This is a genomic window from Paenibacillus septentrionalis (genome assembly GCF_042659865.1).
GTDB lineage: Bacteria > Bacillota > Bacilli > Paenibacillales > Paenibacillaceae > Pristimantibacillus > Pristimantibacillus septentrionalis.
In genome coordinates this window covers 1-16,899 of the sequence record NZ_JBHSTE010000009.1, presented here as the reverse complement: position 1 = coordinate 16,899, position 16,899 = coordinate 1, and the positions used below count along the sequence as shown (strand labels likewise).

Sequence of the window (16,899 nt, the reverse complement as noted above, 5' to 3'; positions counted from 1 at the left end):
TAGGCTATAGACCTCTACGTTGTCTTAGCACCTCATACATAAGCACACCAGCTGCAACGGAAGCATTCAGCGAATTCAAGCGGCCCGCCATCGGCAGCTTAACAAGAAAATCACATTTTTCTTTAATTAGGCGTCCGATTCCCTTCGCTTCATTGCCAATGACAAGCGCCAGCGGCATATCGAATTTTTGAGCATATACATCTGCCTGCGCAGCTACATCCGCTCCTGCAATCCATATCCCGTGCTCCTGCATGCGTTCGATCGTTTGCGCCAAATTCGTGACACGCGCAACCGGTACATGCTCTGCGGCTCCAGCCGACGTCTTCAATACCGTTGCCGTCAAGCCAACGGAGCGACGCTTCGGAATAATGACACCATGCACGCCAGTACACTCGGCAGTACGCAGAATCGAGCCCAAATTATGCGGATCCTCAATTTCATCAAGAATGATGAAAAACGGCGTTTCTCCCTTTTCCTCTGGGATGCGCAGCAAATCCTCCAGCTCTACATAGTTTGCAGCAGCGGCTTGTGCAACAACACCTTGATGCGTTACACCAGGTGCAAGCTGATCCAGCTTGCGCTTGTCCACAAACTGGACGATAATCCCTTGTTTTTTGGCTTCTCCAAGAATAGCGCCTGTTACGCTTTTTTGCGCACCTTCTGCAATCCAAATTTTATTCAATTCACGGCCTGAGCGCAGCGCCTCCAGTACAGGATGCTTGCCTGCAATCAATCCTTCAACATTATGACTTTCCGACATCCCTGTTCACCCTTTCTATTCCTCATTAGTATCTTCGCCAAGCCCGACTCGGAATAGCTCTGTAATGCGCTCAATTCGCTCATCCACATACAAATAGCCAATCAGACATTCTAATGCTGTTGCATGGCGATAATCAATCATATCAGCATTCTTTGGAGGAGCGCCCGACTTGGTGTTGCGCCCCCGCTTCACAATATCCTGTTCTTCCTCCGTCAAATGAGGCAGCAAGCGTTCCAGCATGGAACGCTGCGCCTTGGCGGACACATAGCTGATCGCAGCCTTATGCATATGATGAGACTTGTGATTAGGCTGCGAGAGAAGATACTGTCTGACAAGCAGCTCGTATACTGCATCCCCGATATAAGCTAGCGCGATTGGATTGATCAGCGAAGCCTGCTTGCTTGGTTTGTGTATTGCCAGTTTATTATTCATCATTCACACTCACTTACGACGCCAACGTATGCCCTGAGGTGTATCCTCAAGCACAATATTCATAGCATTGAGCAAATCACGAATTTCATCCGCTCTAGCCCAATTTTTATTCGCTCTAGCTTCTGTACGCTCGGCAATTAGCGCTTCAACCTGAGCATCAAGACTTTCATCGCCCTGTGTAGGCTGCAACAGGCCAAGCACTAGATCAAAACGATCAAATTGCTGCTTTAATGCTTGAAGTGCGGCTGCGCTTAGTGCAGCATCCTGCATCTTCGTATTAGCAAGCGTCACCAATTCAAATACGGCAGTAATCGCATCCGGCGTATTGAAATCATCATTCATCTTAGATGTGAACAGCTGCTCTATGCGAGTCAGCTCCGCTGCGAGTGCTTCAGCAGGCTTATCTTCCGCTCCGGCAGTACCCGCAAGCTCCAAGCGATGCTGCAAGTTTGCATAGCAGTTATGAATGCGATCTACACTGTTCACAGCCTGCGCGATGGTATCGTCACTAAAATTAAGCGGACTGCGATAATGTGTAGCCAGCATGAAATAACGAATCGCTTGCGGCTTCACTGTCTTCACCAGCTCATGCACCGTTATGCCATTGCCAAGAGATTTGGACATTTTTTCATTATTGATATGAATGTAGCCATTATGCATCCAGTAATGAGCGAATTGCTCTCCTGTCAAGCATTCCGATTGAGCCACCTCACATTCATGGTGCGGGAATTGCAGATCAAGACCTCCGCCATGAATATCAAGCGTATCGCCTAAATATTTACGCGCCATGGCAGAGCATTCAATATGCCAGCCCGGTCGGCCGTTGCCCCACGGACTATCCCAATTGATCTCGCCTGGCTTTGCTGATTTCCACAGCACAAAGTCCTGAGCGTCAGCCTTGCGATCTCCAATTTCTACGCGAATGCCATGCTGCAGCTCCTCCAGATTCTGATGTGAAAGCTTGCCATAATCGGCGAAGGAGGACGTTTTGAAATAAACATCACCACCGCTTTCATAAGCATGCCCCTTTTTCACAAGCTCTGCAATGAATGCAATAATCTCATCCATATGGTCCATCACCCGCGGATTCAAGCTTGCCTTTCGAATACCAAGCGCCTCAATATCCTCGTAATAGGCTTCAATATAACGTTCAGCCACTTCTGGTACGGTCAAGCCCAGATCATTTGCTTTCTTAATCAGCTTATCATCGACATCCGTAAAATTCGAGATATACTGGACCTCATAGCCGGCATATTCCAAGTAACGTCTAACGACATCAAAGAAGATAGCAGGCCTTGCATTGCCGATATGAATATAGTCATACACTGTTGGGCCGCACACATACATACGCACCTTGCCCGCTTCAATCGGCTTAAACTGTTCCTTTTGACGTGTTAGCGAATTATATAATACCACTGACATTACGATACCTCCGCATCATTTCTCTTCTTTCGCAAGAACGAGCTGCTCATGTTGATCTTCACCATCCAGCGATTTGGCACTTAATGACTTAACCTTATCATTCAAGCGATCAATCTCCTGCTGCATCTCTCTTAGCATTTCAATAATAGGGTCGGGAAGCTGGGTATGATCAAGGCGATCACGCACCTTTTCACCGTTTCTTCTCACAATTCTGCCCGGATTGCCGACCACGGTGCAGTTCTCTGGAACCTCACGCAGCACTACTGCATTAGAGCCAATGTTGGAATTGTGGCCAACCGTAAACGATCCAAGCACCTTAGCACCTGAGCCTATTACGACATGATTGCCGATGGTAGGGTGGCGCTTTCCTTTTTCCTTCCCTGTCCCTCCAAGCGTTACACCCTGATAGATCACGACATCATCACCGATCACACAGGTTTCTCCAATCACGACACCCATGCCATGATCAATAAACAGCTTCTGGCCAATCTTGGCGCCCGGATGAATTTCTATTCCCGTAAAAAATCGGCTGACTTGCGAAATAATCCGCGCAAGTGTATACCACTTTCTATTATAGCAAGCGTGTGCGATTCGGTGAGACCAGATGGCATGAAGTCCGGAATACGTAAAAATAACTTCAAATTTACTTCTGGCCGCTGGGTCGTTGTCCAATACAGCCTGTATGTCTGATTTCATGTGCCGGAACATGCTATTTCCCCCTAATGTTGTGATCACAATAACAATGTGCAGCCATTTACGCTGCAGCGGGTAGCATTCATCTAAGGGAGTAAACCTAAGTGATCACATATCTAAATACATAAAAAGCCTCTGCAGCCTTAAGCTGCAGAGGCGTAAAATTCGCGGTTCCACTCTGCTTAATAGCAGCATGGTGCATGCCACTATTATCTTCACATCTTTAACGCAGATGATACGTTGTGTCCTACCCTCCTGCTGCTTAGAGCAGAAGCTCGGGACAATGCTCCCAGGTGCATGTTCGGTTATGACGACGAGGCAACTTCCAGCCCACAGCAGCAGCATATTTTGCTGGACTCCTGACGATTGCCTTCTCTGAACATCGTGAGATAACGTACTTTTCCTGTTCAACGCTTTATTGTTATAGGTACTAGATATGCTAAGTATAGCTAAACCATCTTGCAGTGACAAGACCTCTTGACTTGCGACTAACAATCGGTCGCATCTATTCGATGACATCATCACTTCTTGACGAAGGCTTAAACTCCAACTGCTATCAACGTGCACGTCACTTAAGCCAAGCGAGCCTGCAGACGAGCTACAACCTTATCCTTGCCCAACAGCACGAGCGATTGGTTCAAGTCAGGTCCATGCGTTTGACCTGTAATGGCAGCACGAATTGGCATAAATAGCGCCTTGCCCTTGCAGCCTGTAGATTTTTGTACCGACTTGATCATACCCTTGATGCCATCCACCGTAAAGTCGGCACCATCAGCCTGGAGCTCAGTAAGGAAAGCACCCAATACAGCAGGAACCGTCTCCTCTGCAAGCACCTCAGCTGCCTCGGGCTCATCTGCAACCTCGCTGGCAAAAAACAGCTTCGTTAGCTCTACGATCTCAGAGGCAGAGCGCAGCTTGTCTTGATGAAGGGCAACAAGCGCAGTAACCCATTCCTGCTTTGCTTCATCCAACTGCTCCTCTACTAAGCCTGCCTTTTGCAAATGTGGAAGACATAGCGCCGTAACTCTCTCTACGCTAGCTGCCTTCATATACTCGCCATTCATCCATGCGAGCTTGTTTGTATCGAAAACTGCTGGACTTTTGCTCAGGCGGGAAGCATCGAACACCTGAACAAGCTCCTCGCGCGTGAACATTTCCTGCTCGCCCTCTGGCGACCAGCCAAGCAGCGCAATAAAGTTAAACAGCGTTTCAGGCAGGTAGCCCAGTTGATCGTACTGCTCAATAAATTGAATGATCGACTCATCGCGCTTGCTTAATTTCTTTTTATGCTCATTTACAATCAACGTCATATGGGCAAACTGCGGCGCCTGCCAGCCGAATGCTTCATAGATCATAAGCTGTCTAGGCGTATTCGAGATATGATCCTCACCGCGCAGCACATGACTGATTTTCATAAGATAGTCGTCAATGACAACTGCAAAGTTATACGTAGGAATGCCATCCTTCTTAACGATTACAAAATCCCCCATCTCCGCAGTATCAAAAGTAATCGTACCCTTCACCATATCATCAAACGTGTACGTGCGGTTTTCCGGCACTTTAAATCGAATACTAGGCACACGACCCTCTGCTTCAAACGCTTTGATCTCATCCTCGCTCAGGTTGCGGTGCTTGCCAGAATAACGTGGTGTTTCACTGCGAGCCATTTGCTCCTCGCGCTCCTTCTCCAGCTCTTCCTCTGTACAATAGCAGCGGTAAGCAAGGCCGCGGTCAATCAAGTCCTGCCAGTATTTATTATAAATGTCCAGGCGCTCTGTTTGACGGTACGGACCGTATTCGCCTCCGATATCAATACTCTCATCCCAAGTAATGCCAAGCCACTTCAAGTATTTCAACTGGCTTTCCTCGCCGCCTGCCACATTGCGCTTCACATCAGTATCTTCAATACGAATAATAAGCTTGCCGCCCAGATTACGGGCAAATAAATAATTAAATAAGGCCGTTCTTGCATTGCCGATGTGTAGATGACCAGTTGGCGATGGCGCGTATCTTACTCTAATTTCTTGTGACATCCTATATTCCTCCTAATCTGATCAGTTCGGCTGATGAACCGATCGATCAACAAATTAAACAGCGTTGTTTTTAATCAGACACACAACAGCCTGCGAAGCAATGCCTTCGCCTCGTCCAGTGAAGCCTAGCTGCTCCGTAGTCGTCGCCTTCACATTTACCTGTGAAGCCTCAGCACAAAGCACCTTCGCAATAACCTCAATCATTGCCGGAATATAAGGGAGCATTTTAGGCTTTTGCGCAATAATTGTAGCATCTACATTGCCAAGTTGGTAGCCTCTTTCTTGGGCCATCTCCCAAACCTTTTGCAGCAGCACGACGCTATCCGCGTCCTTATAAGCAGCATCGGTATCCGGAAAGTGCTTGCCGATATCGCCAAGCGCCAAAGCACCTAAAATCGCATCGGAAATCGTATGCAGCAGCACATCAGCATCGGAATGACCGAGCAAGCCCTTCTCATACGGAATGTGAACGCCGCCTATAATGAGCGGTCTGCCCTCTACCAGCTGATGCACGTCAAAGCCTTGTCCCACTCTAATCATTGCGTTTTTCCCCTTTCATTCGCAGCTGTTTGCTGCAATAGTAATTCCGCCCATGGCAAATCCTCTGGCGTCGTTATTTTTATATTCGTATACTCCCCTTCGGCGACGACAACTGTTGCGCCTCTCCATTCCGCAACGCTTGCATCATCCGTACCAAGCATACCAACCTGCTGAGCCGCTTCATGTGCCTCCAGCAATAAGTCATGACGAAAAGCTTGCGGGGTTTGAATGGCCCACAAGCTTTTGCGATCAGGAGTTGCTGTTATCACACCATCTTGATTCACTTGCTTGATTGTATCTTTTACAGGAACAGCAAGTACCGCTGCCCCGTGAGCTGCAGCTTGCTGACAGCAACGAACAACCGCTTGCTCTGACACAAATGGCCGAACACCGTCATGCACCATAACCCATGGAGATTCAATGAGCCTCAGTCCAGCGTGAACCGAATGTTGTCGCTCTGCTCCGCCTTGTATAATTGCCTTCATCTTCGTAATGCGATACTGCTCACACCATGCTTCACAACGTGCAATATCATCCGCACCTACTACTAAGACAATTTCATCGATAAATGCCATTTCTTGAAAGTTTTGAAGCGTATGTACGACAATTGGCTTTCCGCCAAGCTGCAAATATTGTTTGCTTTCCGTTGTTCCCATTCGTTTGCCGCGACCTGCAGCTACGATGACAACTCCCCACCGTTCCATCATATCGATACCTGCCTTAAGCGATTCTATACAATAGTATTATCATACCTTGTTATAGCGCTTTTTCCAACAGCTTTGGCTTAGCAAATATCATTCTTCCTGCAGAAGTTTGCAAAACGCTTGTTACAAGCACTTCCATCGTATGCCCAATATAATCCCGGCCGCCCTCTACAACGATCATCGTGCCGTCATCAAGATACGCTACGCCTTGACCGTGTTCCTTGCCGTCCTTGATTACCTGAACGACAATTTCCTCACCTGGCAGCACAACTGGCTTAACCGCATTAGCCAGATCATTAATATTGAGCACGGACACGCCCTGCAGCTCACACACCTTGTTCAAATTAAAGTCGTTCGTCACCACTTTGCCTGAGAGCAGCTTGGCCAGCTTAACAAGCTTGCTGTCCACTTCGTTGTTTTCCTCGAAGTCTCCCTCGTAGATCAAAACATGGACATCGAGCTCCTTTTGAATTTTATTCAAAATATCAAGACCGCGGCGCCCGCGATTGCGCTTCAGCAAATCAGACGAATCCGCAATATGCTGCAGCTCCTCCAGTACAAACTCTGGAATGACAAGCGTACCCTCAATAAAGCCAGTTTTGCAAATATCCGCAATGCGCCCGTCGATAATCACGCTTGTATCCAAAATTTTATGCTCTTCAAAGCCTTTTACCTCACCTGCTGCAACAACCTTCGGCTTTTCCATCAGCTGCTTCATCGCATCGGCAAGCTCATCTTGCTTGCGCATCCCAATCTGCATGCCTGCATATCCGCACAGCAGTGCGATCCCGACCGGCAACAGCTTCCATAAGCCACCAAGCATTGCAATTGCAGGATAAATGAGTGCTGCCAAGCAAAGCCCAATGGCCAAGCCCCCAACTGCTGAAAGCAGCTTTCTGAGCGGCATGCCTTCTGTTTGCTTTACACCGCTGTTCAACAGCTGCAGCAACGGTTTAGACAAAATCGTTGACAGCATCCATCCCAGAAACGCTCCAATTGCTACATTCATGTAATAAGTGCCTGATTGCTGTAGGAATGGATTCGATGAACTGCTCCAGGCAGGTGCTGCATTGAACCAGCTGGACATCTCCGCTCCTATCATTGCACCAATACAAATCCCTATAATTGTTAATATTTTTTTCATAGGTTTGATTCACCTCCATTACAATTATTAGCAATTTTTTCATTCGTTAATCGTATGATTGCAACAAAGTTACACAAAGTGGAAATCTTCTTGTAATTTGTTTATAATAAATGCAATTCCAATCTCAATAGGCAGGTGAACATTGTGTCTACTCACGCTTTAGAGCAATTTCAAGATCAAGTATCGCAGCTATTGCTTCGTCACCGCAGTGTACTTGATATTATGTCCAAGCTGGATCAAACAAGTGCCTCCATTAATCGTACCGTTACGAAGTCGATTACAGACTGTGGTTGCATTGAGCTTCATGCCTCTAAGCAGCCGTTTCACGAGGTGGATTCATTAGACGTTGCGCAGCAGCGTATCTCCAATCATGTTACAGGTGAATTATGTGAGCATTGCAAGGAGCTTGTACAGCAGGCAATAGGACGAAATTTGTTCTACCTGACCGCACTATGCACGCAGCTTGACATTGCGTTGCCCGATGTTTTGGAAAAAGAATCGCAAACATGCAGTACGCTAGGATTGTTCAATCTAACATAAACAAAAAGCAGAGGCCGCTTGGCCTCTGCTTTTTGCATCCTTATTTAAACCTTATTCTATCAAAATTATGCGTGCTTTTCAGATTGCTCCTCTTCCTGTGTCTCACGCTTCTTTCGCTTCATCCGACGATTAAGCGACTTTTTCACTCCATACAGCGCATACAGAATTAAAGGAATAAAAAATACTTTTGATAAGTGCTCTTCAAACAATATGCCAACTACAAGCGCAATAACAATAATAATGGGAACGATCCATAATGTTTTTCTTGGAATCCCAATGCCCTTGAAGCTTGGATAACGGATGTTGCTTACCATTAACAAGGCAAGTACAATCGACGTAACGATAAATACAAGTGGTGCAACATCCTCCTTGAATAATGCAACAGTTGCCAGTATACAGCCCGCTGCCGGAATCGGCAAACCTGTAAATGAGCCTGGCGCACTTGCCTTAACATTGAAGCGAGCCAAACGAAGTGCTCCGCATATTGGAAATAACGCAGTAACGATCCAAGATATAGCTGGTGCCACGTCCTGAAGTGCAACGACATACATAATAAAGGCTGGTGCCACACCAAACGTAATGATATCTGCTAACGAATCTAATTCTTTACCGAATTCACTTTGTGCATTAAGCGCACGCGCCACGCGCCCGTCAATACCATCTATCAGCATGCCAATAATAATCATAATAGCAGCCATGCCGGAATAATCGTTAAAAACTAGCAATATTGAGAGCACGCCAAGGCATAGGTTGCCAAGCGTAAGGAGACTCGGTATTGACTTGCTAATCATCTTCTCCACCTCATTTTTCCACACCATTCGCTACAATATTATCAGTTGCAGCGCATTCAACTAATTGTAGGGGTTTTAGATTTGTCTGTCAATGAACACTTGCTCCTGTATCCGTCTTAGCCCATTGCGAATCGATCGCGCCCGGACTTCTCCTATGCCTTCAACAGCATCTAATTCATCAGCGGATGCCAATAATATAACCGAAAGCTTGCCAAACCTTTCAACCAAATTGTTCATAATACCCTGTGGCAAACGTGGAATTTTCGCTAATATCCGATACCCGCGCGAAGATACAGCTTCATCACCTTGAAGCATGCTGGAGGAGTAGCCGAGCAGCTTAACAATGTTAAGCGCATCCAGCAATTCCTCATTATTCAAGCGCTTCAAATTTGCCTGAAGCTCTGTTACCTTTTGAGGTGTATAATCTTTAATATAGTCGGCCATCAAGCGCAATCCTTCTTCCTCCAGGCCGACAATTAGCTCTTCCATCTGCATCCGAATTAAGCGGCCTTCGGTCCCCAATTCATTGACATAACGTAGTATTTCTGTCTTAATGCGCTGAAGAAGCTCCCACCGTTGAAGTACATATGCAACTTCTTGCAGTGTTACCAGCTCTTCGAATTCCAATGCTGATAAATTCGTAAGCGCCTGCCCAAGCACACTCTGATAACGCTCAAGCGTACGTATCGCCTGATTCGCCTTCGTTAAAATAAAGCCCATGTCCTTAAGCGAATAACGGAGTGAACCTTGGTATAATGTTATAATATTACGGCGTTGTGAAATAGATACCACTAATTTGCCTGTTTGCTTGGCTACCCGCTCTGCGGTTCGATGACGAATACCCGTTTCCGTTGAAGGAATCGAGCTATTTGGGATAAGCTGAGTATTCGCATATAAGATACGCTTCAGGTCCTCGCTCAGTATAATGGCTCCGTCCATTTTTGCCAGCTCATATAAGTAGTTAGGCGAAAATTCGCAATTTATATAGAAGCCGCCATCCACAACTTCCATCACTTCCTCACTGTATCCAACGACGAGCAACGCTCCAGTTTTAGCACGCAGCACATTTTCCAGCCCATCTCGAAAAGGGGTGCCTGGCGCCACTAGTTGTAACAAATTGTTCATCGTTTCCTGCTGATTGCTTTCCTTCATGCTGTTCCCCCTTATTCCAATGCTGCTTTCAATGCTTCTGCTACGGTACTAACCCCAATAACTTTTATATCGGCAGGTGGTGTCCAACCCTTTAAGCTTTTTTGAGGCATAATGATGCGTTTGAACCCGAGCTTGGCTGCTTCCTTCACACGCTGTTCAGCGCGAGAAACTGCTCGAACTTCGCCCGTCAGTCCAATTTCTCCGAAAATAACATCATCCGGCTTTGTCGGCGCATCTTTAAAACTCGATGCAATACATACTGCAGCAGCAAGATCGACAGCAGGCTCATCAAGCCTCACACCACCCGCCACATTCAAATAAGCATCCTGTGTTTGTAAAAACATTCCCATACGCTTTTCCAATACTGCAATAATAAGCGACATGCGATGATGATCGATGCCCGTAGACATCCGTCGCGGCGAGGGGAAGTTCGTTGGCGCGACAAGCGCCTGCAGCTCAACCAGCACAGGTCGAGTTCCTTCCATACTCGCTACTACAGTAGAACCCGATACGCCAAGTGACCGTTCCGACAAGAATAACTCCGAAGGATTGCTTACTTCACGAAGCCCTTCCTCTCCCATTTCAAATATGCCAATCTCATTGGTTGATCCGAAACGATTTTTAACGGCACGAAGCAGGCGATAGGTGTGATGACGCTCACCTTCAAAATAAAGCACACAGTCCACCATATGCTCCAGCAATCGTGGACCAGCAATTGCGCCTTCCTTCGTCACGTGTCCAACGAGAACGGTCGCAATCCCTTTTTGCTTTGCGACACGCATAAAATGTGCCGTGCATTCACGTACCTGTGCCACACTGCCCGGTGCGGATTCGACACCTGGATCATAGACCGTCTGAATCGAGTCAATCACAAGGAAATCTGGTTCCAACTGATCAATCGCATCATTAATATGCTCCATATTCGTTTCACATAGTACATACAAATGCTCCGACAACGCGCCAAGGCGATCGGCTCTTAGCTTAGTTTGGCGTACAGATTCTTCCCCAGAAATATACAGCACCTTGAGATCTTTGGCTGCGAGCGCGTGCGAAGTCTGGAGCAGCAGCGTTGATTTCCCGATACCCGGATCTCCACCTACAAGAATAAGCGAGCCTGGAACGACGCCACCACCCAAAACTCGATTAAGCTCCAGCATGGACGTCTCGATCCGAGGTTCCTTCCCACTTTCTATATGTATGATAGAAGTTGGTTTTTCTTTCGTATGAATTCCGGAGAGTCCGACTCCTTTTGTTTTTGAAACGGTTTCCTTGAATTCCACCATCGTGTTCCAAGCCTGACAGCCTGGACATTTTCCCATCCACCGCGGTGACTCCGTTCCACATTCCGTACAGGCGAATTTAACTTTTACTTTAGCCATGCTAAACTCCCTCTCATTAGACACTACATTTATCTTACCATTATCTAGTTTCAAGCAAAAGAGACATTCTGCACGACATTTGTTCACTGCTCCAATCTTTTTAGTAAATGACTACGATAACTACTGAAACGAATGAAATAAAAAAACACCCTGCACTAGTTCAGAAACGATCAAAATCGTTAAATATGCTCACTTGTGCATATTGCTTAACGACCCGACATTCTGGATTAGACAGGGTGCTCTTTATAAAATTTTGTATACTTGCACAAATAGCTGCTATTCATGCCAAGTTCTATCTACAAACATGATTGCAAGCATCGTGATGACGACGGCAAGCTGCATTTTGATAGTCACTCAAGCTTTTAACTTGCATAATGCGCGTTGCTTCTGCATCTCTCTACTTGTGATCTACGTACTCGTTAGAAGTGTTAATTTTCAGCCGCTGCTTTTACATTTTTGTTAACGATCAGCTCGCCATCTTTTTCGTCAATGATGAAGCTGTCGCCTTTTTGAATCAAGCCCATTAGCAGATCCTCGGATAGGCGATCCTCAATATGCTTCTGAATGGCACGACGCAACGGACGCGCACCGTATTGTGGATCGAATCCTTCCTTCGCCAGGAACTTCTTCGCGGAATCTGATAGACTGAACTCGATTTCCTGCTCCTTCAAGCGTTTCGACAGATCCTCTGCCATCAAGGAAACGATCTGAGCAATATGCTCCTCTTCTAGTGAATGGAACACAATCGTTTCATCGATACGGTTAATAAACTCAGGACGGAAGCTCTTTTTAAGCTCTGCCATAACTTTATCCTTCATCGCTGAAAACTCGCGTCCTGCATCATGAACAGCTGTGAAGCCAAGCGTGGAGTTGCGTTTAATTTGATCAGCACCCACGTTAGACGTCATAATGATTAGTGTATTGCGGAAATCAACAACGCGACCTTTGGAATCGGTTAGGCGTCCATCCTCAAGCACTTGCAACAAGATATTGAATACTTCAGGATGCGCTTTTTCTATCTCGTCAAGAAGGACAACTGAATATGGCTTGCGGCGTACCTTCTCGGTCAATTGACCGCCTTCTTCATACCCAACATATCCCGGAGGCGCTCCAACCAAACGAGAGGTTGCATGCTTCTCCATATATTCGGACATATCGATACGAATAACAGCATTCTCGTCACCAAACATTGCTTCTGCTAGTGCACGCGCAAGCTCTGTTTTACCAACACCAGTTGGCCCAAGGAAAATGAAGGAGCCAATTGGACGCTTCGGATCCTTAAGTCCAGCGCGAGCTCTGCGAATCGCACGAGAAACAGATTTTACCGCCTCTTCTTGACCAATTACGCGGTCATGCAGTATGCTTTCCATTTTCAACAGACGCTCTGTTTCCTCTTCTGCAAGCTTCACAACCGGAATACCAGTCCAGCTAGCAACAACCTGCGCAATATCTTCAGGTGTTACCTCAGAGTCGGTGCGGCCTTGTTTTTCTTTCCATTGATTTTTCGTTGTATCCAGCTCTTCACGAATTTTTTGCTCGGTATCACGAAGTGCAGCAGCTTTTTCAAATTCCTGACTTTGCACAGCTGCATCTTTTTCCTTGCGGATATTTTCCAAGCGAGTTTCAAGCTCTTTTAGATTTGGCGGTACAGTGTACGTATTCAAGCGTACGCGTGAGCTCGCCTCGTCGATCAAGTCAATCGCTTTATCCGGCAGGAAGCGATCTGTAATATAGCGATCAGACAGCTTAACCGCTTGCTCGATTGACTCATCTGTAATTTTCACACGGTGATGCGCCTCATATCGATCGCGCAAGCCATGTAAAATTTGAATGGCTTCATCAACAGACGGCTGATCTACCGTAATCGGCTGGAAACGACGCTCAAGCGCTGCATCCTTTTCGATATATTTGCGATATTCATCTAGCGTTGTTGCACCGATGCATTGTAGCTCACCACGAGCAAGTGAAGGCTTCAAAATATTCGAAGCGTCAATTGCCCCTTCTGCGCCGCCTGCACCAATTAATGTGTGCAGCTCATCAATGAACAGAATAATATTTCCGGCTTGACGAATTTCGTCCATTATTTTTTTCAAGCGGTCTTCAAATTCACCGCGATACTTCGTACCTGCAACCACAGAACCCATATCAAGCGTCATGACACGCTTGTCGCGCAATGTTTCAGGAATTTCATTCGCAATTATCTTTTGCGCAAGTCCTTCAGCAATCGCTGTCTTACCTACCCCTGGTTCACCGATCAACACAGGGTTGTTTTTCGTTCTGCGGCTTAGTACCTGAATGACACGCTCAATTTCCTTGGAGCGGCCAATTACCGGGTCAAGATTGCCTTCTTTGGCACTGGCTGTCAAGTCTCTTGCTAAGCCATCAAGTGTAGGCGTGCTTACATTGGTCGCAGTATGCTGATGACTGGAAACCGCCTCGCTGCTTCCTAACAGCTGCAGCACTTGCTGGCGCGCCTTATTCAGGCTAATACCCAAATTGTTCAACACACGGGCTGCTACGCCTTCTCCTTCACGAATTAAACCTAAAAGGATATGCTCAGTCCCAACATATGTGTGGCCAAGCTTGCGAGCCTCATCCATGGACAGTTCAATTACTTTTTTCGCGCGAGGTGTGTAAGCAATATTGTTCGGCTGCTCTTGACCGCGTCCAATTAGCGCTTCCACTTCATCCTGAATTTTTTCCAGCCCAAGTCCAAGACCTTGCAATGCTTTAGCAGCAATTCCTTCGCCTTCACGAATCAAGCCTAATAAAATATGCTCTGTCCCGATATTGTTATGACCGAGACGAACAGCTTCTTCCTGTGCTAATGCCAGAACCTTTTGTGCACGTTCAGTAAATCGTCCAAACATCATTGAGATGCACCTCCATGTTCAAATGTATTCAAATGTTCTCGAATTAACTCAGCACGTTTGATATCGCGATCCTCAGGGGATAGCATTTCTTCAAACTGATGCTGTAAAAATCCTGGCTGTGTCATAATAAGCAGTTCATTATATACATGTGGAGCTACCTGCGGCAAAATGCCAAGGTCTGCACCAAGTCTTACATCAGATAAACGCTGTGCTGCTTCCTTCGAATCCATAATCGATGCGTAGCTTAATATGCCATAGGAACGCTTGATCCGATCCTCAAGCCGACGATACGATTCGTTCATCAGCTTGCGGCGCGCAGCCTTTTCGTGCTCAATAATTTGCTTGGCAACACCATATAGATTATCTATAATTTCTTCCTCGGATTGTCCAAGCGTAATCTGATTGGAAATTTGAAATAAGTTGCCTAATGCCTCGCTGCCTTCACCGTACAGACCGCGTACGGTTAATCCTACTTGAGAAACAGCCGATAAAATACGATTGATTTGCTGGGTCAATACAAGAGCTGGCAGATGCATCATCACAGAAGCTCGCAGCCCTGAGCCTACATTGGTCGGGCAAGTAGTTAGATAGCCCTTCTGCTCGTCAAATGCAAATTCGATCGCTGCTTCGTAACAATCGTCGAGATCGTTGGCAATCTTCCATGCTTCACGAATTTGAAAGCCTGGATGTAAGCATTGTATGCGCAAATGGTCCTCTTCATTAATCATAATGCTGATTGCTTCATCCTGACTAAGGACAACGGCACCTGCACGCGATTCATTGGCTAGATTCGGACTAATCAAATGCTTCTCGACTAATACCCGCTTATCAAGCTCGCTTATATCCTTCAAATAAATCGTTGTAAATGGTCCAAAATGATCCAAGCCTCCACTTGCGCTTACTGCTGTTAACTGCTCTAGCACTTCGCTTGACTGAGCGGTCGTTGCAAGCAGTGGAAATGGCTGATGTCTAAGATTGCGCGCAAGACGTACTCTGCTGCTAATTACGACATCGGATTCTGGTCCTGTTCCTTTCATCCAGTCACTAAGCGCATCTGATGAAAATCGATGATTTGTCACCTTGCTCACCCCGATTTCATTCAACTTATCATTAAAATTAAGAAGATTGTTGCATTTTACGCTCAAGCTCGCGAATTTGATCACGTACTGTTGCGGCCTTTTCAAATTCCTCTGCTTCAATATAGCGATGGAGCTCTACACGAAGCTGTTCAATTTGCCGCTTACACTGTACCTTTAGCCCCGTACGCTTGGGAATTTTCCCACTGTGCTTGGTATTGCCATGAATTCTTTTAATTAACGGATTCAACCGCTCACCAAATGCTTCATAACAATCGCTGCAGCCGAATCGGCCTATTTTACTAAATTGTGCATAGCTCATGCCACAGGTCTCACAGCGCATCGATTCCTGGGGCTGTAAGTTGTCGAACCCTTTGCTAGCCACTGTATCAAAATCAAGGATGCCTGACAGTAAGCTATGAATCGAGAAGCTGTTCGGTGCCCCTGGTATGCCTTCGCCCTTCTCCCGCGCACAAGCCTCACATATATGAAATTCCGTCTTCTCACCGTTAACAATTTTGGTGAAATGCAGTGTTGATGGCCGCTTTCCACATTCTTGACAGATCATCGCAACTCAACTCCTTGCCCTTATTTCAAAAGCAGCGTTACGAGCATCGACTTCAGTAGCCTTGCTCTTAGCTCATCTCGCTGTGGCAGCTTAATCGCCAGTGTGTCTCGATGTACAGCTGCCCGCAATAAATTTGCCTCACGCTTATTAAGGTGCCCTGCTTCCTCCAACTGATAAATAAGACCCTCTGCATAATTTTGATCAATTTCCTTGCCAATCGCTTGATCAATATGCAGCTGAATGCCTTTTAATGTTGGCAGCTCCACACGCTGAATTCGTACATAGCCGCCACCGCCACGTTTGCTTTCAACGACGTATCCCTTCTCAAGCGTAAAACGCGTGCTAATGACATAATTGATTTGAGAGGGAACACATGCAAATCTTTCGGCTAGATCATTGCGTTGAATCTCTACAGCACCATCACCGCTGCACTCAAGCAATTGCTTCAAATACTGTTCAATGAGATCCGATATGTTACGCACTGACCAACCTCCTCTCTTGTGATAAACAGTTAGGTCTACTGACTTTGACTTTCTTTGACCTTAATCATAATTATACTCAAATTATGGAGAAGGTCAATATCTCCCATTCTATTTTTCTGACAATTCAATTTATTTAAATCTACTCTTTATTAGGATGATTCTTTATTGAGGCAAATATACCTGCTTTTTCATAAAAATCTACTTTTTCTATTTTGTTTCTTTCTATGCTCAAGACAACAAAAAAAGCCTACTGCAACGCAGTAGACTTTCCTCGTGCTTGGCAACGTCCTACTCTCCCAGGACCCTGCGG

Annotated in this window: 16 protein-coding genes; 1 reads left to right on the top strand and 15 read right to left on the bottom strand. The window is 46.2% G+C overall.

Annotated elements, in window-relative coordinates:
* Window positions 1-4: 4 nt before the first annotated feature.
* The 8 genes from rlmB to ACFP56_RS20390 form a co-directional block, all read right to left on the bottom strand.
* Window positions 5-760 carry a 23S rRNA (guanosine(2251)-2'-O)-methyltransferase RlmB gene (rlmB, locus tag ACFP56_RS20425; RefSeq protein WP_379238122.1) on the bottom strand — a complete coding sequence of 252 codons (756 nt, stop codon included), beginning with the start codon at window positions 758-760 and terminating at the stop codon, window positions 5-7.
* 15 nt (window positions 761-775) lie between these two features.
* Window positions 776-1,192: a Mini-ribonuclease 3 gene (locus tag ACFP56_RS20420; RefSeq protein WP_379238120.1), complete on the bottom strand. Its 417-nt coding sequence runs from the start codon at window positions 1,190-1,192 to the stop codon at window positions 776-778.
* Window positions 1,193-1,201: 9 nt separating this feature from the next.
* Window positions 1,202-2,614 carry a cysteine--tRNA ligase gene (gene cysS, locus ACFP56_RS20415; protein WP_379238118.1) on the bottom strand — a complete coding sequence of 471 codons (1,413 nt, stop codon included), beginning with the start codon at window positions 2,612-2,614 and terminating at the stop codon, window positions 1,202-1,204.
* Between the two features lie 15 nt (window positions 2,615-2,629).
* Window positions 2,630-3,322, bottom strand: a complete 693-nt coding sequence (gene cysE, locus ACFP56_RS20410; protein ID WP_379238116.1) for a serine O-acetyltransferase — start codon at window positions 3,320-3,322, stop codon at window positions 2,630-2,632.
* Between the two features lie 557 nt (window positions 3,323-3,879).
* Window positions 3,880-5,340, bottom strand: coding sequence for a glutamate--tRNA ligase (gltX, locus tag ACFP56_RS20405; protein ID WP_379238114.1), 1,461 nt, complete (start codon window positions 5,338-5,340; stop codon window positions 3,880-3,882).
* 54 nt (window positions 5,341-5,394) lie between these two features.
* Window positions 5,395-5,880 (bottom strand): 2-C-methyl-D-erythritol 2,4-cyclodiphosphate synthase, encoded by a 486-nt coding sequence (gene ispF / locus ACFP56_RS20400; RefSeq protein WP_379238112.1) that lies wholly within the window; start codon window positions 5,878-5,880, stop codon window positions 5,395-5,397.
* Window positions 5,877-6,587 carry a 2-C-methyl-D-erythritol 4-phosphate cytidylyltransferase gene (gene ispD / locus ACFP56_RS20395; protein ID WP_379238110.1) on the bottom strand — a complete coding sequence of 237 codons (711 nt, stop codon included), beginning with the start codon at window positions 6,585-6,587 and terminating at the stop codon, window positions 5,877-5,879. Before ispD ends, ispF begins: the two co-directional genes overlap by 4 nt.
* 49 nt (window positions 6,588-6,636) lie before the next feature.
* Window positions 6,637-7,728: a PIN/TRAM domain-containing protein gene (locus tag ACFP56_RS20390; protein ID WP_379238108.1), complete on the bottom strand. Its 1,092-nt coding sequence runs from the start codon at window positions 7,726-7,728 to the stop codon at window positions 6,637-6,639.
* A gap of 144 nt (window positions 7,729-7,872) precedes the next feature.
* Between ACFP56_RS20390 and ACFP56_RS20385 the strand changes: the two genes are divergently transcribed.
* Window positions 7,873-8,268: a DUF1573 domain-containing protein gene (locus tag ACFP56_RS20385; protein WP_379238106.1), complete on the top strand. Its 396-nt coding sequence runs from the start codon at window positions 7,873-7,875 to the stop codon at window positions 8,266-8,268.
* Between the two features lie 65 nt (window positions 8,269-8,333).
* Here the strand turns inward: ACFP56_RS20385 and pssA are convergent, their stop codons facing one another.
* From pssA to ACFP56_RS20350, 7 genes are all read right to left on the bottom strand, one after another.
* On the bottom strand, window positions 8,334-9,059 hold the full coding sequence (gene pssA, locus ACFP56_RS20380) for a CDP-diacylglycerol--serine O-phosphatidyltransferase (RefSeq protein WP_379238104.1): 726 nt from the start codon (window positions 9,057-9,059) through the stop codon (window positions 8,334-8,336).
* 75 nt (window positions 9,060-9,134) lie between these two features.
* A complete protein-coding gene (gene disA / locus ACFP56_RS20375; protein ID WP_379238102.1) occupies window positions 9,135-10,211 on the bottom strand; it encodes a DNA integrity scanning diadenylate cyclase DisA in 1,077 nt (358 codons plus the stop codon).
* A gap of 11 nt (window positions 10,212-10,222) precedes the next feature.
* Window positions 10,223-11,590: a DNA repair protein RadA gene (gene radA / locus ACFP56_RS20370; protein WP_379238100.1), complete on the bottom strand. Its 1,368-nt coding sequence runs from the start codon at window positions 11,588-11,590 to the stop codon at window positions 10,223-10,225.
* A 428-nt stretch (window positions 11,591-12,018) separates the two neighbouring features.
* Window positions 12,019-14,463, bottom strand: coding sequence for an ATP-dependent protease ATP-binding subunit ClpC (clpC, locus tag ACFP56_RS20365; RefSeq protein WP_379238098.1), 2,445 nt, complete (start codon window positions 14,461-14,463; stop codon window positions 12,019-12,021).
* On the bottom strand, window positions 14,460-15,542 hold the full coding sequence (locus tag ACFP56_RS20360) for a protein arginine kinase (protein ID WP_379238096.1): 1,083 nt from the start codon (window positions 15,540-15,542) through the stop codon (window positions 14,460-14,462). The genes clpC and ACFP56_RS20360 overlap by 4 nt, the downstream gene beginning before the upstream one ends.
* Window positions 15,543-15,579: 37 nt before the next feature.
* Window positions 15,580-16,107 (bottom strand): UvrB/UvrC motif-containing protein, encoded by a 528-nt coding sequence (locus ACFP56_RS20355; protein ID WP_379238094.1) that lies wholly within the window; start codon window positions 16,105-16,107, stop codon window positions 15,580-15,582.
* 20 nt (window positions 16,108-16,127) lie between these two features.
* The gene (locus ACFP56_RS20350) at window positions 16,128-16,589 is read right to left on the bottom strand and encodes a CtsR family transcriptional regulator (protein WP_379238092.1); all 462 of its coding nucleotides are present in this window, start codon (window positions 16,587-16,589) and stop codon (window positions 16,128-16,130) included.
* Window positions 16,590-16,899: the final 310 nt, after the last annotated feature.